Origin of the sequence: Brachybacterium sp. (genome assembly GCF_036379615.1) — a bacterium.
Classification (GTDB): Bacteria; Actinomycetota; Actinomycetes; order Actinomycetales; family Dermabacteraceae; genus Brachybacterium.
The window spans coordinates 18846-40108 of the sequence record NZ_DASVGJ010000002.1 but is presented as its reverse complement, the minus strand read 5'-3'; the positions used below and the strand labels follow the sequence as shown (position 1 = coordinate 40108).

General features: G+C 71.0%; 18 protein-coding genes and 1 tRNA gene. 6 read left to right on the top strand and 13 right to left on the bottom strand.

Annotated features, from left to right (window positions below):
* Window positions 1-34 precede the first annotated feature (34 nt).
* Window positions 35-107: transfer RNA gene (locus VF289_RS00195), tRNA-Arg, on the top strand.
* A 113-nt stretch (window positions 108-220) separates the two neighbouring features.
* On the opposite strand, the gene VF289_RS00190 is transcribed toward VF289_RS00195, so the two are convergent.
* Window positions 221-568 carry a metalloregulator ArsR/SmtB family transcription factor gene (locus VF289_RS00190; RefSeq protein WP_330879891.1) on the bottom strand — a complete coding sequence of 116 codons (348 nt, stop codon included), beginning with the start codon at window positions 566-568 and terminating at the stop codon, window positions 221-223.
* 56 nt (window positions 569-624) lie between these two features.
* Here VF289_RS00190 and VF289_RS00185 point away from each other — a divergent pair, with 56 nt between their 5' ends.
* Window positions 625-1683, top strand: coding sequence for a cation diffusion facilitator family transporter (locus VF289_RS00185; protein WP_330879889.1), 1059 nt, complete (start codon window positions 625-627; stop codon window positions 1681-1683).
* 60 nt (window positions 1684-1743) lie between these two features.
* Here the strand turns inward: VF289_RS00185 and VF289_RS00180 are convergent, their stop codons facing one another.
* The 7 genes from VF289_RS00180 to VF289_RS00150 all read right to left on the bottom strand — a co-directional run bounded on the left by VF289_RS00180 (window position 1744) and on the right by VF289_RS00150 (window position 8437).
* Window positions 1744-2997 (bottom strand): Gfo/Idh/MocA family oxidoreductase, encoded by a 1254-nt coding sequence (locus VF289_RS00180; RefSeq protein ID WP_330879887.1) that lies wholly within the window; start codon window positions 2995-2997, stop codon window positions 1744-1746.
* A complete protein-coding gene (locus VF289_RS00175) occupies window positions 2987-3751 on the bottom strand; it encodes a ThuA domain-containing protein (RefSeq protein WP_330879885.1) in 765 nt (254 codons plus the stop codon). Before VF289_RS00175 ends, VF289_RS00180 begins: the two co-directional genes overlap by 11 nt.
* A gap of 227 nt (window positions 3752-3978) precedes the next feature.
* Entirely contained in the window at window positions 3979-4380 is a 402-nt protein-coding gene (locus VF289_RS00170; protein ID WP_330879881.1) for a hypothetical protein, read from the bottom strand.
* Window positions 4377-4955, bottom strand: coding sequence for a histidine phosphatase family protein (locus tag VF289_RS00165; RefSeq protein WP_330879880.1), 579 nt, complete (start codon window positions 4953-4955; stop codon window positions 4377-4379). The genes VF289_RS00170 and VF289_RS00165 overlap by 4 nt, the downstream gene beginning before the upstream one ends.
* A gap of 8 nt (window positions 4956-4963) precedes the next feature.
* Complete coding sequence (locus VF289_RS00160; RefSeq protein WP_330879878.1) at window positions 4964-6670, bottom strand: FAD-binding oxidoreductase; 1707 nt, start codon at window positions 6668-6670, stop codon at window positions 4964-4966.
* Entirely contained in the window at window positions 6667-7656 is a 990-nt protein-coding gene (locus tag VF289_RS00155) for a lysophospholipid acyltransferase family protein (RefSeq protein ID WP_330879876.1), read from the bottom strand. Before VF289_RS00155 ends, VF289_RS00160 begins: the two co-directional genes overlap by 4 nt.
* Window positions 7657-7660: 4 nt before the next feature.
* Entirely contained in the window at window positions 7661-8437 is a 777-nt protein-coding gene (locus VF289_RS00150; protein WP_330879874.1) for an SDR family NAD(P)-dependent oxidoreductase, read from the bottom strand.
* A gap of 157 nt (window positions 8438-8594) precedes the next feature.
* Here VF289_RS00150 and VF289_RS00145 point away from each other — a divergent pair, with 157 nt between their 5' ends.
* The 4 genes from VF289_RS00145 to VF289_RS00130 all read left to right on the top strand — a co-directional run bounded on the left by VF289_RS00145 (window position 8595) and on the right by VF289_RS00130 (window position 14371).
* Window positions 8595-10892, top strand: a complete 2298-nt coding sequence (locus VF289_RS00145) for an HAD-IB family hydrolase (protein WP_330879872.1) — start codon at window positions 8595-8597, stop codon at window positions 10890-10892.
* Complete coding sequence (locus tag VF289_RS00140) at window positions 10871-12196, top strand: YibE/F family protein (protein WP_330879870.1); 1326 nt, start codon at window positions 10871-10873, stop codon at window positions 12194-12196. The genes VF289_RS00145 and VF289_RS00140 overlap by 22 nt, the downstream gene beginning before the upstream one ends.
* Window positions 12197-12426: 230 nt before the next feature.
* On the top strand, window positions 12427-13167 hold the full coding sequence (locus VF289_RS00135; protein WP_330879868.1) for a hypothetical protein: 741 nt from the start codon (window positions 12427-12429) through the stop codon (window positions 13165-13167).
* A 154-nt stretch (window positions 13168-13321) separates the two neighbouring features.
* Window positions 13322-14371: a CobW family GTP-binding protein gene (locus VF289_RS00130; RefSeq protein WP_330879866.1), complete on the top strand. Its 1050-nt coding sequence runs from the start codon at window positions 13322-13324 to the stop codon at window positions 14369-14371.
* Window positions 14372-14438: 67 nt separating this feature from the next.
* Here the strand turns inward: VF289_RS00130 and VF289_RS00125 are convergent, their stop codons facing one another.
* The 5 genes from VF289_RS00125 to VF289_RS00105 all read right to left on the bottom strand — a co-directional run bounded on the left by VF289_RS00125 (window position 14439) and on the right by VF289_RS00105 (window position 21153).
* Window positions 14439-15317 carry an amino acid ABC transporter ATP-binding protein gene (locus tag VF289_RS00125; protein WP_330879864.1) on the bottom strand — a complete coding sequence of 293 codons (879 nt, stop codon included), beginning with the start codon at window positions 15315-15317 and terminating at the stop codon, window positions 14439-14441.
* Window positions 15317-16318, bottom strand: coding sequence for an amino acid ABC transporter permease (locus VF289_RS00120; protein WP_330879861.1), 1002 nt, complete (start codon window positions 16316-16318; stop codon window positions 15317-15319). Before VF289_RS00120 ends, VF289_RS00125 begins: the two co-directional genes overlap by 1 nt.
* The gene (locus VF289_RS00115) at window positions 16315-17259 is read right to left on the bottom strand and encodes an ABC transporter substrate-binding protein (protein WP_330879859.1); all 945 of its coding nucleotides are present in this window, start codon (window positions 17257-17259) and stop codon (window positions 16315-16317) included. Before VF289_RS00115 ends, VF289_RS00120 begins: the two co-directional genes overlap by 4 nt.
* 88 nt (window positions 17260-17347) lie before the next feature.
* Entirely contained in the window at window positions 17348-19417 is a 2070-nt protein-coding gene (locus VF289_RS00110; RefSeq protein WP_330879857.1) for an ABC transporter ATP-binding protein, read from the bottom strand.
* Window positions 19417-21153: an ABC transporter ATP-binding protein gene (locus VF289_RS00105; RefSeq protein ID WP_330879855.1), complete on the bottom strand. Its 1737-nt coding sequence runs from the start codon at window positions 21151-21153 to the stop codon at window positions 19417-19419. The genes VF289_RS00110 and VF289_RS00105 overlap by 1 nt, the downstream gene beginning before the upstream one ends.
* Between the last annotated feature and the right edge of the window lie 110 nt (window positions 21154-21263).

Genomic DNA, 21263 nt, shown 5'->3' with positions numbered 1-21263 from the left:
CCGCTAGAGTTGACCAGGTCAGTTCAGCTGGCAAGCGCCCGTAGCTTAACGGATAGAGCATCTGACTACGGATCAGAAGGTTGGGGGTTCGAATCCCTCCGGGCGCACATCAGGTCGAGGCCCCTCACAGCACCGCACGGTGCAGTGGGGGGCTTCGTCGTGCCCCGGTCCGTGCAGGGCGACCGCCACCGTCCCTGCGGCCGCGCCGGTGCGGGCGCGCTCAGTAGCCGTGCGGGTCGTCGTCCTGCGCAGCACCGGTGACGTGCTCGGCGTGGGACAGGGTCTCGGCGAGCAGTCGCCGAACATGGGGATCCGACGCCCGATAGAAGGCGAAGGTGCCCTCCTTCCGGCTCTCCACGAGGCCCGCGAGCCGGAGCTTCGCCAGATGCTGGCTCACCGCCGCAGAAGGCGCCCCGATGGCCTCGGCGAGCGCATTCACGCTGGACTCCTGCTGCAGGAGCGCCCACAGGATCTTGACCCGCGTCGGATCCGCGAGCATCCGGAAGGTGCTCGCGGCGATCCGCGCGTGCTCATCGTCCGGCACCGCTCGCACAGGTTGGGGATGCATGGGGACATGCTACGAGCACCTTGCTCTCTGCGTAGTTGCGCAGATACATTCCTTCTGTGAACGACGTCCCCTCCGGGCGCTCCCCCGGCCACCCTCACCCACGCCCCCACGACCACGACCACGACCACGACCACGACCACGGTGCCTCCCCCTGGGCTCGGCTGCGCCATGCGCTCACCCCCCCCCACAGCCACGACCACGGCGAGGCGATCCGCACCGCGGAGGAGTCCAGCGCGATCGGCCTCCGTGCGGCCTGGGTGAGCCTCGCCGGCATGGGCGCCACTGCCCTGCTGCAGATCGTGATCGTCGCGCTCAGCGGCTCCGTCGCCCTGCTCGCGGACACCCTGCACAACGTCGGCCACCTCGCCACGACGATCCCGCTGATCATCGCCTTCAGACTGGGGCGGCGCGCCCCCACCCGCAGGTTCAGCTACGGCTTCCGCCGCGCGGAGGACCTGGTCGGCCTCCTGATCGGCGCGGTGATCGCGCTCTCGGCCGGGCTGATCGTCTGGGAGTCCGTGCGGGCGCTGACCACCGCGCGGGACATGACCCATCTGGGCTGGGTGCTCGCCGCGGCCGTCGTCGGCGCCGCGGGGAACGAGGCCGTCGCGCGCTACCGGATCCGGGCCGGCAGGCGCATCGGCTCCGCAGCGCTGATCGCCGAGGGGCAGCACGCCCGCACCGACGCGCTCACCTCCCTGGCCGTGGTGATCGGAGTGTTCGGCGCGTGGCTGGGCCAGCCCTGGATCGACCCGGTGATCGGTCTCGGCATCGCCGCGATCGTGGTGCTGGTGCTGATCAGCTCGATGCGCACCGTGGTCCATCGACTGATGGACGGCGTCGAGCACGGCACCCTGGACACCGTCGAGAGCGCCGCGGCCGGGACGGCGGGCGTGCTCGCCGTCCACGCCGCCCGGGCGCGCTGGAGCGGACACCGCCTCGAGGCCGAGGTCGCCGTCGAGCTCGACCCCGCCCTCACCCTCGCGCAGGCAGTGCCCGTCCTCGCACAGGTCGAGCAGCGCCTGCACGCGGCGCTGCCCCACCTGGAGCACGCGGGAGTGCGCCTCGCCCCGGCGCCGCGGTCCGGTGAGGACCACGGGCACCGGGGCGAGTGAGCCGAGCCGGCCGGGCGCTCAGAGCTCAGCGCGCGAAGAGCGCAGCCTGCGGCGGCGTGCTCAGCGTGCGGCGGCGAGCACCTCGCGCACGGAGGTCCAGGACTGCATGAGGTCCCGTGCCTGCGGATCCGTCTCGGCGGCGATCGCCTCGAGCCGGGCCTGCTCGAGCAGCTCGTCGATCTCGACCCGCTCCCCGCGCTCCACGGAGGCCACTGCCGCCTCGACCATCGCGAAGCTCAGCAGGTTCTCGTGCACCTCGCACATGGGGGTGCGGCCCTCGCGCAGGGCGCTGACGCACTCGATGAGCGAGGCGGCGATCTGGTCCGGCTCCTCGCCGGTCTCCGCGGCGATCGCGGACTGCAGACGCTCGGTGGCGGCCTCGTCCTCGGTGCCGAGCACGGGCGCCCCCTTGCCGTCCCAGGTGGCCGAGCCCTGCTGGGCGCCGATCCGCCACTCGCTGTTCCAGTAGGTCGGCAGCCCGCGCGCGTTCCAGGTGCCGTTGTAGACGAACAGCGAGCCGTCGGACATCTCGAAGGTGGCCGTCACGGTGGCATCGTGCGCATAGACGCTCCACTCCGGCTGCGCACCGCGGGCGGTGACCGCGACCGGGTCCGCGTCCATGATGTACCGGGCGGTGTCGAAGGCGTGGATGCCCATGTCCCGCAGCAGCGGATGCTGCTGCGTGCGGCGGTAGCCCCCCATCTCGGTGAACAGCGAGAAGAAGGCACTGGTGAGCACCGTCGGCCCGTGGGAGGCGACGAAGCTGCGCAGCTGCCGCACCTGGCGGAAGAAGCGCCGCGACTGGGAGACCATGAACGGCACCCCGGTCAGCTCCGTGTGCGCCACCAGGCTCAGCGCTTCCGGCAGGGTCTCGGTGACCGGCTTCTCGCCGAGCACCGGGATCCCGGCATGCAGCGCCTTCACCGTGATGGGGTGATGGGCCAGCGGGACGGTCGGATTGACGAGCAGATCCGCGCCGACCTCGAGGGCCAGGTCCGCGCCGTCGGTGCCGGAGGCGACCGACGAGGGGTCCGCGATGCCGGACTGCGCGATGACCTTCTCCGGCGCGCCCTCGACGAGGTCGGCGACGCCCGCGAGCTCGGCGACCGAGCTGTCGACGATCTCCCGCGCCCACCAGCTGCCCATGCCGCCGGCGCCCACCACGACCACGCGAGCCGGGCGGTCCGCGGGAAGAGTCGGGAATCCGGTCAGATGGGGCGCGAGGGTCGGGGCGGCCGCGGTGTCGGTGCCCTGTGCGGCGGCGAGCTCCCCGGCGGAGAGATCCCCGGCGGCGAGGTCGAGATCAGATGACACGGGTGACCTCCTCGCCGCGGAACCAGTCGCGCGGCGCGTTGGCGATCTTCACCGGCGCGGCCTCGCGCTCCTCGGGGCGCGCCCAGGTCACGGCGTTGGCGAGCACCCGCTGGATCTCCGCCTGGTGGTAGACGGGGTACTCCTGGTCGCCGGGGCTGAAGTAGAAGACCTTGCCCTTGCCGCGACGGAAGGCGGCGCCGGAGCGGAACACCTCGCCCCCCGCGAAGGAGGAGACGAACACGAGCTCGTCGGGGGCGGGGATGTCGAACATCTCGCCGTACATCTCCTGGGCGGGGATGACGATGGGGTGGGGCACGCCGCGCGCGATCGGGTGGGAGCCGTTGACGGTCCACACCCGCTCCTCCTCGCCCTCGTTGCGCCACAGCAGGCTGCAGGTGGTGCCCATGAGCTTCTTGAACACCTTGGAGTAGTGGGCGGAGTGCAGCGGGATCAGACCCATGCCCTCGTGGACTCGGCGCACCACCCGCTCGGCGATGTGGTCCGGGACGTCCTCGTGGGCCATGTGCCCCCACCAGGTGAGCACGTCGGTCTCGGCGAGGGCCTCCTCGGAGAGGGACTCCTCGATGTCGTCGAGCAGGGCGATGCGCACGTCGGCGTCGATGCCGTCGGCGGCGAGCAGGGTGCGCAGCCCCTCCGCGATGACGGTGTGCATTCCGTCCGGGTAGATCTCCTGCACGGTCGTGTCGACCTTCTCGTGCCGGTTCTCGCCGAAGACGGCGATGCGCAGTGTCATGGTGGATCCTCATCCTGTCGCTGGTCGTTCGCGGGTCGTCCGTCGATGGACGATCGGTCCATCGTAGGGGGAAAAGTGATCCACGGAACTGTGACCCGGATGTGATCGGATTCTCATCAGGTCGGCGCTATGGTCAATGCCAGGCTCCTTCAACGGCGAGGGAGCCTGTTCTCTGTGGTGCCGGTGATCCGGCCCGAGGCCGTTCCCGGGGCGGCCGTCCCCTGAGGTCAGCGCTGCCGCGCCTGCACGGAGCGCCCACCGGCCCGGAGCTGCTGCTCGAGCGCGAGGGCGGTCTCCAGGTGCCGGCGGGACGCCCGCGCCCGGCCGACGCTCCCTCCGAGGGTGCGCCCGGCACCGGCGCCCCAGAGGTAGTGCACCTCGACCGCACCCTGCGCCCCTCCGCGCACCTCCCGCAGCTCGATCTGCGAGCGGAGGTGGAAGCGCCGGCCGGCGAAGGCGCCCAGGAACACGGTGCGCCGCAGGCTGCCCGTCTCGACGCTCAGCTCGCCGGGGCCTCGCTCGTGGACCTGCCAGCCGCGGCCCGCGAAGAACTGCGCGACCAGTCCGCGCACGGTGCGCAGATCCCCCGCGACCGTGAGGACCGTCCCGCCGGGGGCTTCATCGCTCATGTGCGGCTGCTCCCGATGCGGCGCAGCTCGGCGTTGCCCAGGTGCGGCACCTCGCGGTGCTCGTGCGGGTCGCTCCCGGCGCCGAGCGCGAGGGCGATCTGCAGCACGTCGCCGTGGGCGACCAGCACCACCGGCGCGGTACGGGCGAACTGATCGGCCTCGTGCAGCACCGCGAGCACCCGCCCGGCGACGTCCGCGACCTGCTCGACCTCGTCGGTGTGGGTGCCGCGGCCGCGGTCGATCTCCCAGATCTGCTCATAGGCGCTGGCCGGGCCCTCGTCATACCGGCCGAAGCTGCGCTCCCGCAGGCGCCGGTCCACCCGGGGCGGAGCGGCGCCGAGCCCTGCTGCGAACTCCTCGGCCGTCTGCCGGGCACGCGCGAAGTCGCTCGTGAGGATCACGGTCCCCGGTCCCAGCCCCTGGACGAGCCCCTCGCGGGCGGCGGCCCGGGCCTGCTCACGGCCGCGCGCGGTGAGCCCCACCTCGGTGAGCGCGCGCGGCCCGGGGACGGAGACGATCAGTCCCTCCACGTTCGCGGTGGACTCGCCGTGGCGGAGCACCCAGAGCTGATCCATGCCCGCGCTCAGGGGGAGGTGACCTTGCCGGGGTTCAGGTTCCGGCCGGGATCGTTGTCGGCGAACAGACCCTTGACCATGCGCTCCCCGACCTCGCCGATGTCCTCGGTGATCCACGGCTGGTGCTCGGTGCCCACCGCGTGGTGGTGCGAGACGGTGGAGCCGAGGTCCACGAAGGTCTGCTGCACCGCGTTCTTGGCCGCGTAGTACTGCTCGAGCGCCTGCTCCTTGCTGGAGTAGGGGAAGGCGAAGGTGAAGTAGAGGCAGGCCCCGGCGTGGTAGCTGTGCGACATGTGGCAGAACATGAAGCCGGGCAGGCCCTGGCGCTCCTGGGTCGCATAGAAGGCCTCATAGGCCTTGGCATGGACCTCGTTGACCTTCGACCAGGTGGCGCCCGTATCGCAGACGTCGCCGAAGACCTGGTAGTCCATGAGGAAGTCGCGCAGGTAGGGGGTGTCGAACTTCTTCTGGTCGTAGATCGCGCCGGGCCCGGCGCCGAGGGTGATGCCGCCGTTGCTCCTGACGATCTTCTTCACGATCGCCTTCTGCTGCTCCACGGCCGCCTTGGACCCCTCGAAGCAGACGTACGAGATCGACATCTCGCGGGTGGTGTCCCATCCCTTCGAGCGCAGGAAGGCGAACAGTCCGTCCTGCACCTTCGCGGCGACCCGACCCTTGGTGGAGCTGGGCTCCTTGACCATGGAGAGGCTGAACTCGGTCTCCGGCCCGTCGGAGAGCCGCGTGAAGGTGGGGGTGACGTCCGTGGAGCGGGCGATCGCGTGCATGCCGCGGATGCCGTGCTCCCAGTCCGGGTACATATAGGCGATCACCTGCCGGACCGGGGCCAGGCGGTGCACCTGCACGGTGGCCTCGGTGATCACTCCGAGCCGGCCCTCGCTGCCCAGGATCATCTCGTGCACGCTGGGGCCCGAGTCCCGGCCCGGGATCGGCTTGGTGACGGCGACCCCGTCGGGGTGGACCATCCGCAGCCCGCGCACGATGTCCTCGATGTCGCCGTACTTGTCCGACTGCATGCCGGAGGAGCGGGTCGCGGCCCAGCCGCCGAGGGTCGAGTACGTGAAGGAGTCGGGGAAGTGGCCGACGGTCCAGCCCTCGGCGTTCAGCTGCTCCTCGAGGTCGGGACCGTAGGCGCCGGCCTCCACGCGAGCCAGGCCCGCGGTCTCGTCGATCTCGAGCACATCACGCATGCGGCCCAGGTTCAGGGAGACGATCGGGCGCTGCTCGGCGACGTCGGGCGTGACCGAGCCGGAGATGCTCGAGCCGCCGCCGTAAGGGATCAGCACCAGGTCCTGCTCGAGCACGATCCGCAGCACCGCGGCGACCTCCTCCTCGGAGGCGGGGTACACGATCGCGTCGACCAGGCGGGCGAAGTCCCCGGAGCGGACCCGGAACAGGTCCGGCAGGGAGCGGCCGAAGGAGTGGATGACGCGGTGCTCGTCCTCCTCGATCACGCTGTCCTCGCCGACCGCTCCGGCCAGCAGGGTGCGCACGGCCTCGGGCAGGCGTCCGGCCGGGACCTCGAGCTCGCTCAGCTGGGGCGTGACCGGCTGCTGGGAGTCCAGGTCCACGCCGACCTTGTTCTTCGCCAGCCCCGCGAAGGCGGGCTTGTTGTCGTAGCGGAAGGTGACCGAGTCCAGACCCCAGCCCCACCACTTGTGCCGCGTGACCTCCCGGGCATCCATCCGTTCCCTCATGCGGTCTCCTCCTCGTCCCCGGCGGCCTGGCCGAGGATCTCGTCATGGTGCTCGTCGTACAGGTCCGTGACCCGGGTGCGGATGCGCTCGGAGAAGGCGACCGCGGATTCGTCCTCGTCGGAGATCATCGGCTCCCCGAAGACCACTGCGACCGGGGGGCGTCCCTGGGGCCAGGTGCGGCCCTTGGGCATCGCCTCGTAGCCGCCGATGATCGCGGCCGGGACCACGGGCACGCCCACGCCGATGGCGAGCGCGGCCGCGCCGGGCTTGAAGTCGGCCATCCGGCCCGTCGTCTGCCGGCCGCCCTCGGGGAACACCAGGATCGGCACGCCGGAGCGCAGCAGCTTGCGGGAGGTGCCCGAGTGCTTGCGGGAGCCGCCGCGATCGATCGGGAAGGCGTTGAGCATCAGGCGCACGAACAACCGGCGATGCCAGTGGTCGAACCAGTAGTCGGTGGCGGCGCCGGTGCACAGGAAACGGCCCTGCGCCCAGGGCAGGCTGATCGCCAGCAGCGGACCGTCCACGTGGCTGGTGTGGTTGGCGACCAGCACGAAAGGTCCTCGAATGCTCTTGACCCGGCGGTGCACCTTGACCTGCGGGGTGACGGCGGAGTTCACCACGGCACGGAAGATCACGCGCTGCAGCACGAAGCGCATCGCGGCCCGCCAGCCGGAGCGGTACTTGGCCAGCTCCCCGGTGGGCTTCTCCCAGCCCTCCCCACGGGAGCGGGCCGACAGCGAGCCCAGCAGCCGCTTCGAGCGGCCCTTCAGCTCATCGCTCGCCCGCGCCGTCGCGTCGGCCGCCCGCGAGCGGGCGGTGGGGCCTGCGGTGGGGACATCGGCCGACGGGTCCTCCTGCGGGCCGGGAGGCCCGGCATCGGTGCCGGGACCGGACGCATCGGGAGCGTCAGCATCTGAGCCGGAGCCGGAGCCGGGAGCATCCGAGCCGGGAGCGTCGGAGCCGTGCGGCATGTCCTTCGAGGTCACGCGATCACTTCTCCCGGTTGCGGCGATGACTGAGCAGAGCGCTGAGCCGGGCGACCAGTCCACGGGGGGTGGTGCGCAGCACGGCGGCGATCAGCTTCCAGCGCTTGGAGGGGATGGAGACGGGCCTGCCGCGGGCGATGTCGCGCAGGCAGTCCTCGACCAGGCGATCGGCGTCGAGCCAGAGGGGGCCGGGGATCGAGGAGCCCTTGATCCCGGCGCGGGAGTGGAACTCGGTGCGCACCCAGCCCGGCATCAGCGCGGCGACCTGCACCCCGGTGCCGCTGAGCTGCACTCCCAGGGACTCCGAGTAGTTGCCCACCCAGGCCTTGATGGCGGAGTAGTTGTTCTGGGTGACCAGCGCGGAGACGGAGCCGACGTTGACGATCCAGCCGTGGCCGCGCTCGCGCATCCCCCGGCCGGCGGCACCGCCGAGCTTGAGCACCGCACGGATCATCACCTCGAAGCCGAGGTCGTGCTCGGAGAGGTCCTCCTCGAGCAGGCTCGCCCGGACGGAGAAACCGGCGTTGTTGACCAGCACGTCGACGGGGTCGACGGCGGTCTCGAGGCGGTCGGCGACGCGCTGCTGGGCGGCGCGGTCGGAGAGGTCGGCGGCGAGGGTCTCCACCTCGACGCCGAACTCGGAACGCAGCTGTGCGGCGGTCTCGTCGAGGCGCTCGGGGTCCCGTGCGACCAGCACGAGAGCCGTCCCACGGCCCGCGAACGCTCTGGCGAAGGCGGCCCCGATGCCTGCGGTGCCGCCGGTGATCAGGGCCCTATGCATGGCGGCTACGATACACTAGCGCCGCCCTGACCAGCGCGGAGAAGTCCCCTGGCAGGAGGCCCTCCGGGCGTCGCGAGCGCATCCTGGCGCACCGGGGCCACGAGTCTCTGCGCCGTCCGCCCCCAGCGCCCCGCCGTACCCGTCCACAGAGGATCCCATGACGCACAGCACCTCCCCCGCCGCTCAGACCGCCGACGGCGGCCCGAGCCGAGAAGGCCGTCGGATCCTGCTGACCGGCGTGACCGGGTTCCTGGGCCAGGCGGTGCTGCGCTCGCTGCTGGAGACCACCGAGGGCACCCATGTCACCGCCGTGGTGCGGCCCAAGGGCTCGGTCACCGGTCGCAAGCGGCTCGAGCAGCTGCTGCGCAAGCCGGTCTTCGCCTCCTGGGCGGAGCTGCTGACGTCCGAGGGCACGGACGAGGCGCCCGTCGACGGCAAGGCGCGTCTGAAGGAGCTCTTCGACACCCGCGTCGGCGTGCTCGAGGGTGACCTCACCGACATGCCCGCGCTCACCGAGCCCTTCGACGTCGTGATCCACTCCGCGTCCTCCGTCTCCTTCGACCCGCCGATCGACGAGGCCTTCCGCACCAACGTGGGCGGTGCCCGGAACCTCTACGAGGCACTGCTGGCCTCCGGTCAGGACCCGCACGTCATCCACGTCTCCACCGCCTACGTCGGCGGCATCTCCAAGGGCCTGCGCCAGGAGGGATCCCTCCCGGCCGACGTCGACTGGCGCGCCGAGTACGAGGCCGCGCTCGCGGCCCGCGCGCGGGTGGAGGCTGAGTCCCGTCGGCCCGAGACCCTGCGCTCCCAGATCCGCGCCGCGAAGCTGCGCGTGGGCCGGATGGGCCCCAAGACCGTCGCCGCCGCCTCCGAGGAGGCGCGCCGCGAATGGGTGGACGAGCGCCTGATCGACTTCGGCCGCACCCGCGCCCAGTCCGTGGGCTGGACCGACATCTACACCTTCACCAAGGCGATGGCCGAGCAGGTCGCCGAGGAGCTGTGGGCGGCCGACGGCCACCGGGTCTCCTTCGTGCGCCCCTCGATCATCGAGTCCGCGATGCAGAAGCCGTACCCCGGCTGGATCGACGGCTACAAGGTCGCCGATCCGCTGATCATGGCCTACGGCCGCGGCGTGCTGCCCGAGTTCCCGGGCCTGGCGGATTCGATCCTCGACGTCATCCCGGTGGACCACGTGGTCAACGTGATCGTCGCGCTCGCCACCCAGGACGTCTCCCGCCGCGGGGACGACGCCTACTACCAGGTGGTCTCCGGCGCCTCGAACCCGCTGCCCTTCCACGAGATGGTCACCGCTGTGCGCGAGTACTTCGTCGAGCATCCGCTCGAGGACGACAAGGGCCGCCCGATCCAGGTGCCCGAGTGGTCCTTCCCCGCGGTCGAGATGGTCGAGCAGCGCTTCCGCGCCAAGGAGCTCTCGGCGAAGGTGGGCGCGGCCGCCGTCGCCTACCTCCCCGCCACCAAGCGCACCCGCGAGTGGACCTCCGGCCTGCACAAGGCCACCTCGGGCCTGACCATGCTGCGCAAGTACATCGAGCTGTACCGCCATTACACGAAGACCGAGATGGTCTTCGACGACGCGAACACCCGCGCGCTGCGGGCCGAGCTCCCGGCGGCCTTCCTGGACTCCCACGACTTCGACATCGCGGGGATCGTGTGGAAGGACTACTTCCAGAAGCAGCACCTGCCGGCGGTCACCGACCTCACCAAGGCCTACTCGCGCGCGAAGTCGGCGCAGAAGAAGCGCGCGACGCGCCCCGCCCCCGCGCTGAAGCAGTCCACCGACGCCCTGGCCGTGTTCGACCTCGACGGCACGGTGCTGGCGACCAACATCGTCCAGCAGTACTTCGACGTGGTCCGGGCGACGAAGCCGCGCCGCACCTGGCCGGCGGAGATCGGCGGCCTGCTCGCCGCCGTGCCCGGCTACCTGCGCGCCGACCAGCGTGACCGCTCGGAGCTGATCCGTCTGGTCAACCGCCGCTACAAGGGCTACCGCAGCCAGGAGCTGCGCGCGCTGATGCAGGGTGAGGCCGGGCGTCGGATCCGGGCCTCCATCCGCCCGGAGGCGCTGGAGACCATCGAGCGGCACCGCGCCGCCGGACATCGCACGGTGCTCGTCTCCGGCGCGCTGGACGTGCTGGTCGCGCCGCTCGCGGACCTGTTCGACGAGGTCGTCGCGACCCACATGGACGAGGACGCCGACGGCGTGATGACCGGCTACCTCGCCACTCCCCCGCTGGTCGACGAGGCCCGCGCGAACTGGCTGCGCAAGTACGCGGCGCAGCACGGTGCGGACCTCGCCACCTCCTACGGCTACGGCGACTCCCACGCCGACGCGGCCTGGCTCGACCTGGTGGGCACCCCCGCCGCGGTCGCCCCGGACCTGGGTCTGTACGCCGTCGCGAAGAAGAAGCGGTGGCAGATCCTGGAGTGGTGAGCACGGGGAAGCGCGCCCGCCGCGGCCCTCGCCCCGCCGCAGAGCACGGACACTCCCACGGGCACGGGCACGGCGCAGGCGACGGCGACGCCGCGCCCGCCACCCATCGGGCACGGATCGTGCTCGCGGCGCTGACCGGTCTGCTGCTGCTCGCGACCCTCGTCGGCATGATCCTGCTCTGGCCCGCGCAGGGCACACAGGTCGAGAGCAGCGAGTTCCTCGCCCCGGGCGTCGAGATCGTGCCGGCCACCGTGGCGGAGATCGGCGAGAGCACCGGCGAGAGCGTCGACGCCGAGGAGCTCGCGCTGATCGAGGCCGTCGGCCGGGCGGCACCGTTCGACGGGGAGACGCTCTCCGTGGAGGTCCCCCCGGCGATCGCCGCCGACGGGATCCATGAGGGCGACCGCATCAGGGTGCTCAGCGTGGCCGAGGGCGGAGCTGCCTCTCCCGGGCAGCCCCAGCTCATGTACTACCTCGACCACGACCGGACGCTGCCGCTGGGAGTCCTGCTGGCCGCCTACCTGGCGCTGGTCGCGCTGGTCGCGCGCGGAAGCGGGCTGCGGGCGATGGCCGGTCTCGCGGCCGGAGTGGCGATCGTGCTGTGGTTCATGCTGCCGGCGATCTTCGCAGGCGAGAACGCCGTGCTGGTAGCCCTGGTCGCCGCCTCGGCCATGATCTTCCCCTGCGTCTACTTCGCCCACGGGGTCTCGGTGCGCACCACCACGGCGGTGCTCGGCACCTTCGGCGGCATCGCGGTCACCGTGCTGATCGCCCTCGCCGCCGGGCGGCCGACGGGGATGACTGGGGCCGACGGCGATGCGGCACAGGTCCTCTTCTCCGCGCACCCGCATCTGTCACTGTCCACGGTGTTCCTGGCGGGAGTGATCATCTCCGGGCTCGGCGCCCTCAACGACGTCACCATCACCCAGGCCTCCTCCGCCTGGGAGCTACGGGCCGCGATGCCGACGGCCTCCCGCCTGCAGGTGTTCACCGCGACCATGAGGATCGGCCGCGATCACATCGCCTCGACCGTCTACACCCTGGCCTACGCCTACATCGGGTCCGCCCTGCCGCTGCTGATGTACGCGAGCACCGTCAACCGCTCGCTGATCGACACCATCACCTCCGGCGAGATCGCCGCGGAGATCTTCCGGACCCTCGTCGCCTCGATCGGACTGGTGCTCGCGATACCGCTGACCACGGCGATCGCCGCCGCACTGGCCACCCGGCCGGACTCCGCCGGCTCGCGGCACGCGACCGGCTCGCGGCGCCGGAAGCTCGAGGAGCGCCTGGCCCGGTACTGAGCGACGGCAGGGCCGCCGCTCCCGCCATGGGGACCTCTGACGGGGCAGCACTGCACGGGGACTCCTCCCCATGGTGCGCATCGGGCATCCCGCTTACTCTCGAGACATCACCACAGGCCAGGGAGCAGAGCACCGCTCCCGGGCCGCAGGAGCGGAGCCGCGCGACCGTGCTGCTCCGTCATCGCAGGGGACGGCCGCAGCCGCGCCCCGGCTCATCTGAGGAGGACTCCATGTCTCGCACGATCATCGCCCGCGGCGCCGCTCTGGCCGCCGCCACCATGCTGGCCCTGACCGCCTGCGGCGGCACGGAAGAGGCTCCCGCCGAGCAGCCCGCTGGGGCCGCCGAGCAGGAGGCCGAGCAGGACGACACTGCCGGGGACGACGCAGAGGGTGACGCCGAGGAGTCCGACACCGCGGAGGACACGGAAGGGACCGAGGACGCCGAGGACGCCGCAGACGGCGGGGACGACGCGGCGGCCGAGGGTGACGACGCCTCCGAGGGTGGGGACACGGCGGGGGCCGAGGCCGGTGCCGTGGTGGAGATCGGCACCGAGTTCACCGATGAGGAGACCGGCGATGTGATCACCATCGTCTCCGCCGTGCGCGGCAACGACACCGAGTACTACCTGGCCAACGACAACCCCGACGGCGAGATGATCTACCTCGAGGTCTCCGTGACCCCTGGGAACACCTACGGTGGCGTCGTCAGCCAGCGGGACTTCTCCCTGGAGGACGGCGGCGAGGAGGTCAACTACGCGGCCAGCGCCGATGACGAGATGATCGAGGCGGGCTACGACTACTTCGACGGGCCCTCGCGCCGCGATGGCGAGGCCACCGGCTACATCCCGATCTACGTCGAGACCACCGGAGACACCCTCAAGGGCTCCTACGTCCGGCCCGAGATGAAGATCCTCGGCGAGGACGAGACCGTGCCCGAGTTCCGCGGAGAGTTCGAGATCCCGGCCGCCTGAGCCGTTCCCCCTCCGCGGCCCCTTCGCCGCCGTCCCGCCGCCCCGCCCCCGCCGGTCGGGGCGGGACGTGGCGCGGGGCGGGGTGGGAGGGGCTGCGGTGAGGATCGGCACGCACCACACTGTCGAGACTCCTTCTCATCTACAGTGGTCTCCCATGAGCGCACCCTCGGTTCCCGTCATCGCGCTGACCGGTTTCCTGGGCGCCGGCAAGACGACCGTGCTGAACTCCGTGCTGCAGGCGCCGGGCGCTCGGTTCGGCGTCGTGGTCAACGACTTCGGGTCGATCAACGTCGATGCCGGCCTCATCACGGGCCAGGTCGACGAGGCCGCGTCGATCGCGGGCGGCTGCCTGTGCTGCCTGCCCGAGCATGGCGAGCTCGACGAGGCCCTCGAGACCTTCTCCCAGCCGTCCCTGAGACTGGACGCGATCCTGGTCGAGGCGAGCGGGGTCGCCGAACCGCTCGCGGTCGCCCGGCTGATCCGCTTCACCTCCGCCGAGCGCACCCGGCCGGGCGGCGTGATCGAGGTGGTCGACGCCTGCGCCTACTTCGACACGGTCGACACCCCCGGGCCCGGCGGGCATCGCGGCGAGCCCCCGGTCCGCTTCGCGGCGGCGTCGCTCGTCGTCCTCACCAAGACGGCACTGCTGCCGCCCTCCCGGCGTCGCGCGGTGATCGAGGAGATCACGGCCCGGATCCGCCGCCGGAACGAGACCGCGCCGATCATCGAGGCGCCCCACGGAGCCATCGACCCCGCGCTGGTCACGGACATCACTGATCGCGAGGATCCTGCGGGGCAGCTCCCGCTGGCGGCCGTCACCCGCGAGGCTCGTCGGGAGCAGGCCCGGGCGCACGACCACGAGCACGAGCACGCCGAGGCGGTGACCGCCCGCCCCTCGGGGCCGGTCGACCCGGGCGCCGTGCTCGATCTGCTCGAGGATCCCCCGCCCGGGGTGTACCGGATCAAGGGCATGATCACCGTCCGGACCCCACGCGGGACGCGCCGGCACGTCGTGCATCTGGTGGGGCGGCACATCCACGTCGCGGCCTGCGCGCCGGGGACCGACGACGCCCTGGTGGCGATCGGCCCGCACCTGGACACCGCGGCCGTGCGCGCCCGGCTGGAGCTCGCCCTGCAGGAGCCGCAGGCCGGCACCGCGGCAGGTCTGCGCCGGCTGATGCGCTACCGCCGACTGAGCGACTGAGCGACCGGGCCACCGAGCCACCGAGGGGTCACGCGCCGACAGCGGCAGAGCGGCGGGCCCGCAGGCCTCAGAGCACCGAGGCGAGGAAGCCCCTGAGCCGCTCGGACTCCGGGTGGTCGATGACCTGCTCGGGGGTGCCGCGCTCGAGGATGCGGCCCTCGTCCATGAACACGACCTGATCGGCGACCTCGCGCGCGAAGCCCATCTCGTGGGTCACCACGACCATGGTCATCCCGTCGGCCGCCAGATCCTTGAGGACGGTGAGCACCTCGGAGACCAGCTCCGGGTCCAGGGCGCTGGTGGGCTCGTCGAAGAGCATCAGCTCGGGATCCATGGCCAGTGCCCGGGCGATCGCGACGCGCTGCTGCTGGCCGCCGGAGAGCTCGGAGGGGTAGTGGTCGGCGCGATCGGCGAGGCCCACCCGCTCCAGCAGCGCTCGAGCCTTCTTCTCGGCGGCGGCCTTGGGCAGGCCGCGCACCTGCACCGGCGCCTCCATCACGTTGCCGAGCGCGGTGAGGTGCGGGAAGAGGTGGAAGCGCTGGAAGACCATGCCGATGCGGGAGCGCTGGGCCGCGATCTCGGCGGAGGAGAGCTTCTGCCAGCGGCCATCGGGCAGCGGATCCGGCTGGTAGCCCTGCACCTCGCCGTCGATCAGCACCCGTCCGGCGCTGGGCTCCTCGAGCTGGTTGATGCAGCGCAGCAGCGTGGACTTGCCGGAGCCGGAAGGGCCCACCAGCACGGCCACCTCGCCGGCGTGCACCGTGAGGTCGCAGTCGTCCAGGACGTGCAGGGCGCCGAAGGACTTGTGGACCCCCTCGACCTGGATGACGGGGCGGGCGGCAGCGGCGCCGGGATCAGTGTGGCCGGATGCCGATGCCGGGGTGCTGGGATCAGCGGCCCCGGCATCGGGGGTGCCGGGCGCGGGGGTGTCGGGGGTCGGGGTCATCACTGCTCCACCTCCGGGAGCGGGTCGTGCGGGGTGGTGCCGGCGCGGTTCACGGCGGCCTGGCGGGAGCGTCCGCCGCGGCGGCCGGTCGTGGCCGCACCGGTCGGGGTGCGGTCATCGAAGCCGCGACCGAAGTGGCGCTCGAGGTAGTACTGGCCCACCATCAGCACGCTGGTGATCGCGAGGTACCACAGGGCGGCGACGATCAGCAGCGGGATCGGTGTGAACAGCTTGTTGGCGATGCCGTTGGTGGCGAAGGTGAGGTCGAGGGTGAAGGGCACCGCGAGCACCAGCGAGGTGGTCTTCAGCATGCCGATGGTCTCGTTGCCCAGCGGCGGCACGATCACCCGCATCGCCTGCGGCACGATGATCCGTCGCAGGATCAGGTTGTTGCTCATGCCCAGTGCCCGGGAGGCCTCGCTCTGCCCCTTGTCCACGGAGTTCAGTCCGGAGCGGATGATCTCGGCGAGGTAGGCGCCCTCGTTCAGGCCCAGGCCGATCACAGCGGCCCAGAAGGCGGTGAGCAGATCGCGGGTGGAGAAGCTCAGCAGCTCGGGGCCGAAGGGCACCCCGATCACAATCTTGGGCACGATCACGGTGAACAGACCCCAGAACACCAGCTGGGTGTAGACCGGGATGCCGCGGAAGATGAAGATGTACGCCCAGCTCACTCCCCGCAGCACGGGGTTGTCGCTGCGGCGCATGACCGCGGCGGTGAGCGCCACGACGGTGCCCAGCACCATGGAGAGCACGGTCAGCAGCAACGTCCAGCCGACGCCCTGGATCACCTTGACGTCCAGGATGTACGTGGCGACGGTGCCCCACTCGAGCACCGGGTTGGTCACCAGGAAGACGGCGAGCCCCACGACCAGCAGGGCGACGACGACGGCGGAGATCCAGGTGCCGGGGCGCGGGGCGGCCTTGGCACGGATCGGGGTGAAGCGCTCCGTGGCGGGCGGCGCGGCCGACGGGGAGGGGGCGGGGGTCTGAGGGGTGCTCACGGCTGGGGGTTCACTTCCGCGGTCGGGATCATGCCTGCGTCATTGCCCCATGCAGCGAGGATGCGCTCCATGTGGCCGGAATCGATGAGGTGCTGCACCGCCGCGCGGATCGCCTCGGCCAGCTCGGGCTGGTCCTTGGCGACGACGATGCCGTTCAGGGCGGACTCCTCGATGTCGCCGATCGCCTCGAGGGTCCCGCGGGAGCGGGCGATGGCGTAGGCGGTCACCGGGGAGTCGGCCATGAGGATGTCGCCCTTGCCGCCGGCGACGTTGGTCGCCGCGTCGGAGTTCGAGGCGTAGGCGAGCATGTCGTATCCGCGCTCGCCCGCCTCGCGGCACTCCTCGGAGCGCTCGAGGGAGAGCTCCTCCTGGTAGGTGCCGACCTGGAGCGCGACGCGCTTGCCGCAGAGGTCGTCGGGGTGGACGTCGTAGGGGTTGCCCGCCTTCACGGCGTAGGAGATGCCGGCCTGGAAGTAGGAGACCATGCTGACGGCCTCGAGCCGCTCCTCGTTGACGGTGAAGCTCGAGATGCCCACGTCGTAGGTGGAGCCGACGGCGGGAATGATCTGCGCGAACACCGCGGCCTCGGTGCGGGTGGACAGCCCCAGCACCGCGCCGATCCCGGCGAGGATGTCGATGTCGTAGCCGACCGCCTCGCCATTGGAGCCGACGAACTCGCCGGGGGCGTAGTTCAGCGCCGCACCGTTGATCAGCTCACCGCGCTCCCGGATGGCGTCCGGGACGAGTGCCGCGATCTCGGGCACCTCGGCGATGTCGGAGAGGTCGACCTCGGGGACGGCGTTGGACTCGGCGTCCAGGCGCTCGGAGGCGCGGGTGCACGAGGCCAGCGCCGGGGTGAGGAGACCCGTGGCAAGCGCCAGGGGCGCGGCGCGCAGCAGAGTGCGGCGACGGGGGTGCCGACGGGGGCGGGAAGAAGTCACCGATGAATAGTATTCACAGGCTTGCATGAAAACAAGTTCCTGTCGGATGGTTCACCTCTCCGGCCGGGGGCGTCACCCGGCAGGGAGCTCACCCTCCCAGCGCGATCCCACCGGTCGTCGTCGGCGCCTCGTCCTCGGCGCCGCTGCCGGCGAGCTCCTCCGCGGCGTCGATGTCCACCGCGGCGCCCTCGAACTGCGAGCGGTACAGCCGGGCGTAGGCGCCGCCCCGGGCGAGCAGCTGCTCGTGATCCCCCTGCTCGACGATGTCCCCGGCCTCCATCACCAGGATCAGGTCCGCATCACGGATGGTGGAGAGGCGGTGGGCGATCACGAAGGAGGTGCGGCCCGCACGCAGCGCGTTCATCGCCTTCTGGACGAGCACCTCGGTGCGGGTGTCCACGCTCGAGGTCGCCTCGTCCAGGATCAGCAGGTTCGGCCGGGCGAGGAACGCCCGGGCGATGGTGACCAGCTGCTTCTCGCCGGCGGACAGCGAGGACTCGTCGTCGTCGACGATCGTGTCGTAGCCGTCAGGCAGCTGGCGGGCGAAGTCGTCGACGTGGGTGGCGCGGGCCGCCTCGATGACCTGCTCGTCGCTCGCATCCAGCCGGCCGTAGCGGATGTTCTCCCGCAGCGAGCCCTTGAACAGCCAGGTGTCCTGGAGGACCATGCCGGTGCGCTCGCGCAGCTGGGCGCGGGTGAGGTCGCGGATGTCGATCCCGTCGATCGTGATCCGTCCGCCGTCGACCTCGTAGAAGCGCATGACGAGGTTGACCAGGGTCGTCTTGCCCGCTCCCGTCGGCCCCACGATCGCGACCGTGTGCCCGGGGTCCGCCACCAGCGAGAGGTCGCGGATCAGCTCCCGCTCGGGGGTGTAGGAGAAGCGCACGTGCTCGAACTCGACGCGGCCCTCGCGGATGCCCGAGGCGGCGGTATCCACCGTGGTCTCCGGCTCCTGCTCCTCGGCATCCAGCAGCTCGAAGACGCGCTCGGCGCTGGCCACACCGGACTGCAGCATGGTCGCCATCGAGGCGACCTGGGAGAGCGGCTGGGTGAACTGGCGCGAGTACTGGATGAAGGCCTGCACATCGCCGAGGGTGAGCTGGCCGGAGATGATCCGCAGCCCGCCCACGATCGCGATCGCGACGTAGCTGAGGTTCCCCACGAACATCATCAGCGGCATGATCAGGGAGGAGACGAACTGGGCGCCGAAGGTGGCGCGGAACAGGGTCTCGTTGCGCTCCTCGAAGCGGGCGGCGACCTCGTCGCGTCGGCCGAAGACGGTCACCAGGGAGTGCCCGGTGTAGGCCTCTTCCACCTCGGAGTTCACCACGCCCGTGGCGTCCCACTGCTGGGCGAACAGCTTCTGCGCCTGCTTGCCGACCACGCCCGTGACCACGAGCGCCACCGGGATCACGGCGAGCGCGATGAGGGAGAGCTGCCAGGAGATCGTGAACATCATGACCAGCACGCCGATCACCATCAGGATCGAGTTGACCAGGCCCGTGACCGTGTTCATCAGGGTGTTCTGGATGTTGTCGATGTCATTGGTGACGCGGGAGAGGATCTCTCCGCGCTTCATCTTGTCGAAGTAGGCCAGCGGCAGGCGGTGCAGCTTCTCCTCGATGTCGCGGCGCAGGCGCGAGACCATGCGGTAGATGATCCGGTTCAGGGCCACGCCCTGGAACCACATCAGCAGCGCGGAGATCGCGAACAGGCCGACGGCGAGGCCCAGAGTCTGGTGCAGCGCGGTGAAGTCGATGCCCACGCCGGGGGTGAGGGTCATGCCCGAGAGCATGTCCGCGAACTGGTCCTGACCGTCGGCGCGCAGCTGGGCGATGACATCCGCCGGATCGGCGCCCGCGGGGAGGTCCCGCGAGATGAGGCCGGTGAAGATGATGTCGGTGGCGTGGCCCAGGATCTTGGGTCCCACCACGGAGAAGGCGACGGAGACGAAGCCCACCGCGATCGCGATGAACAGGTAGACGCGCTCCGGGCCCATCTCGCCGATCAGGCGCTTGGTGGAGGGCCAGAAGTTCCGCGCGCTCTGACCGGGTCGCAGCCCGCGGGCCGCGTCCTTCTCGCTCGCGATCTCTGCGGCGGCCTGCGCCTCGTCCCCTGCGGCGACGGGTTCCTGCTCGGGGGTCTCGGATGCGGTCATCACGCCACCTCCTCCTCGACGCCCTGCGAACGGACGATCTCCTGGTACGTCTCCGAGCTCTCGAGCAGCTCGGTGTGGTTGCCCTGCGCGACGATGCGGCCGTTGTCCAGCACCAGGATCAGATCCGCGGCGGTGATGGTCGAGACCCGCTGCGCGACCACCAGCTGCAGCGCGTCCCGGGTCTCGGGGACCAGCGCCGCCCGCAGCTTCGCGTCCGTGGTGAGGTCCAGCGCGCTGAAGGAGTCGTCGAACAGGTACAGCGACGGCTTCGCCGCCAGCGCGCGGGCGATGCACAGCCGCTGCCGCTGCCCACCGGAGACGTTCGTGCCGCCCTGGGCGATCGGGGACTCGAGCTCGGTGGGCATCGCGGCGACGAAGTCCCGGCCCTGGGCGACGGTGAGCGCGTGCCACAGGTCCTGCTCGTCGGCCGTCGGGTTCCCGAACCGCAGATTGCTGGCGACGGTGCCGGAGAACAGGTAGGGCCGCTGCGGGACCAGGCCCACCCGGTCCCACAGCACGCGGGCGTCGAGGTCGCGCACGTCGTGTCCGTTCAGCAGCACCCTGCCCTCGGTGGCGTCCATCAGGCGCGGGACGAGGTTGATCAGGGTGGTCTTGCCGGCGCCGGTGCCGCCGATGATCGCGACGGTCTGCCCGGCGCGGGCGGTGAAGGAGATGTCCTCGAGCACGGGCCGCTCGGCGCCGGGGTAGGTGAAGGAGACGTCCTCGAAGGTCAGCTCGATCTGGCCCTCGATCTCGTCCACCCCGTCGATGCGCTGGTGGACGCTGGTCTCGGTCCCGAGCACCTCGGAGATGCGCTCGGCGGAGACCATCGCGCGCGGGATCATCATCGTCATGAAGGTCGCCATCATCACCGCGATGAGGATCTGCATCAGATAGGCGATGAAGGCGGTGATCGCACCGACCTCCATCTGCCCGGCGTCGATGCGGGGCGCGGCCACCAGCAGCACCATCACGCTGGAGACGTTGAGGATGAACATGATGATCGGATTGATGAGGATCATCAGCAGGCCGATCCGACGGTTCAGGTCGGTGAGCTCCCCGTTGACCACGGCGTAGCGCTCGCGCTCGCGGTCCTCGCGCACGAAGGCGCGCAGCACCCGGATGCCGGTGATCTGCTCGCGCAGCACGGAGTTGATGTCGTCGATCTTGCCCTGCATCTGCTTGAACAGCGGTGCGGCCCGGAAGATCAGGATGCCGACGGCGACCAGCATCACCGGCACCATCACCGCGATCAGCCAGGCCATGCCCGGCTCCACGCGCAGCGCCAGGATCACACCGCCGACCCCGGTCACCGGGGCCTGGACCAGCATGTTCAGCGAGAAGAACACCAGCATCTGGACCTGCTGGACGTCATTGGTGGAGCGGGTGATCAGCGAGGGGGTGCCGAACTCGGCGAGCTCGCGCGGGGAGAAGGAGCTGACCTGGCCGAACACCCGCGAGCGCAGATCCTTGCCCACCCGCATGGCCGAGCGCGCGGCGAAGAAGTTGGCGGCGACCAGGGCGATGATGTTGCCGAAGGAGATCACCAGCATCAGCCGGCCCAGCTGCCAGATGACGGGGACATCGGCCTTGGCGACGCCGTCGTCGATGATGTCCGCATTCAGGGTGGGCAGGTAGAGGGCGGCCAGCACGCCGACGATCTGGAAGAGCACCACCAGGAGCACCCAGATCCAGTACGGCTTCAAGCCCCTCAGCACCAGTCGCAGCAGGGTCACGAGAATCCTTCCGGGAAGCCGCACGGCCGAAGCGTTTCCGGGCGACCCGGGAAGCATAGGCCCTCCCCCCGACGCGCGACATCCGACTATCGGTGGATCCGCGCAGGGCA

Coding starts and splice junctions, on each gene's coding strand:
- VF289_RS00160 (WP_330879878.1), bottom strand. CDS start 6,670: ATGAGGGAACGGATGGATGCCCGGGAGGTCACGCGGCACAAGTGGTGG.
- VF289_RS00145 (WP_330879872.1), top strand. CDS start 8,595: ATGACGCACAGCACCTCCCCCGCCGCTCAGACCGCCGACGGCGGCCCG.
- VF289_RS00150 (WP_330879874.1), bottom strand. CDS start 8,437: ATGCATAGGGCCCTGATCACCGGCGGCACCGCAGGCATCGGGGCCGCC.
- VF289_RS00165 (WP_330879880.1), bottom strand. CDS start 4,955: ATGGATCAGCTCTGGGTGCTCCGCCACGGCGAGTCCACCGCGAACGTG.
- VF289_RS00110 (WP_330879857.1), bottom strand. CDS start 19,417: ATGACCGCATCCGAGACCCCCGAGCAGGAACCCGTCGCCGCAGGGGAC.
- VF289_RS00175 (WP_330879885.1), bottom strand. CDS start 3,751: ATGACACTGCGCATCGCCGTCTTCGGCGAGAACCGGCACGAGAAGGTC.
- VF289_RS00125 (WP_330879864.1), bottom strand. CDS start 15,317: ATGACCCCGACCCCCGACACCCCCGCGCCCGGCACCCCCGATGCCGGG.
- VF289_RS00190 (WP_330879891.1), bottom strand. CDS start 568: ATGCATCCCCAACCTGTGCGAGCGGTGCCGGACGATGAGCACGCGCGG.
- VF289_RS00170 (WP_330879881.1), bottom strand. CDS start 4,380: ATGAGCGATGAAGCCCCCGGCGGGACGGTCCTCACGGTCGCGGGGGAT.
- VF289_RS00130 (WP_330879866.1), top strand. CDS start 13,322: ATGAGCGCACCCTCGGTTCCCGTCATCGCGCTGACCGGTTTCCTGGGC.
- VF289_RS00135 (WP_330879868.1), top strand. CDS start 12,427: ATGTCTCGCACGATCATCGCCCGCGGCGCCGCTCTGGCCGCCGCCACC.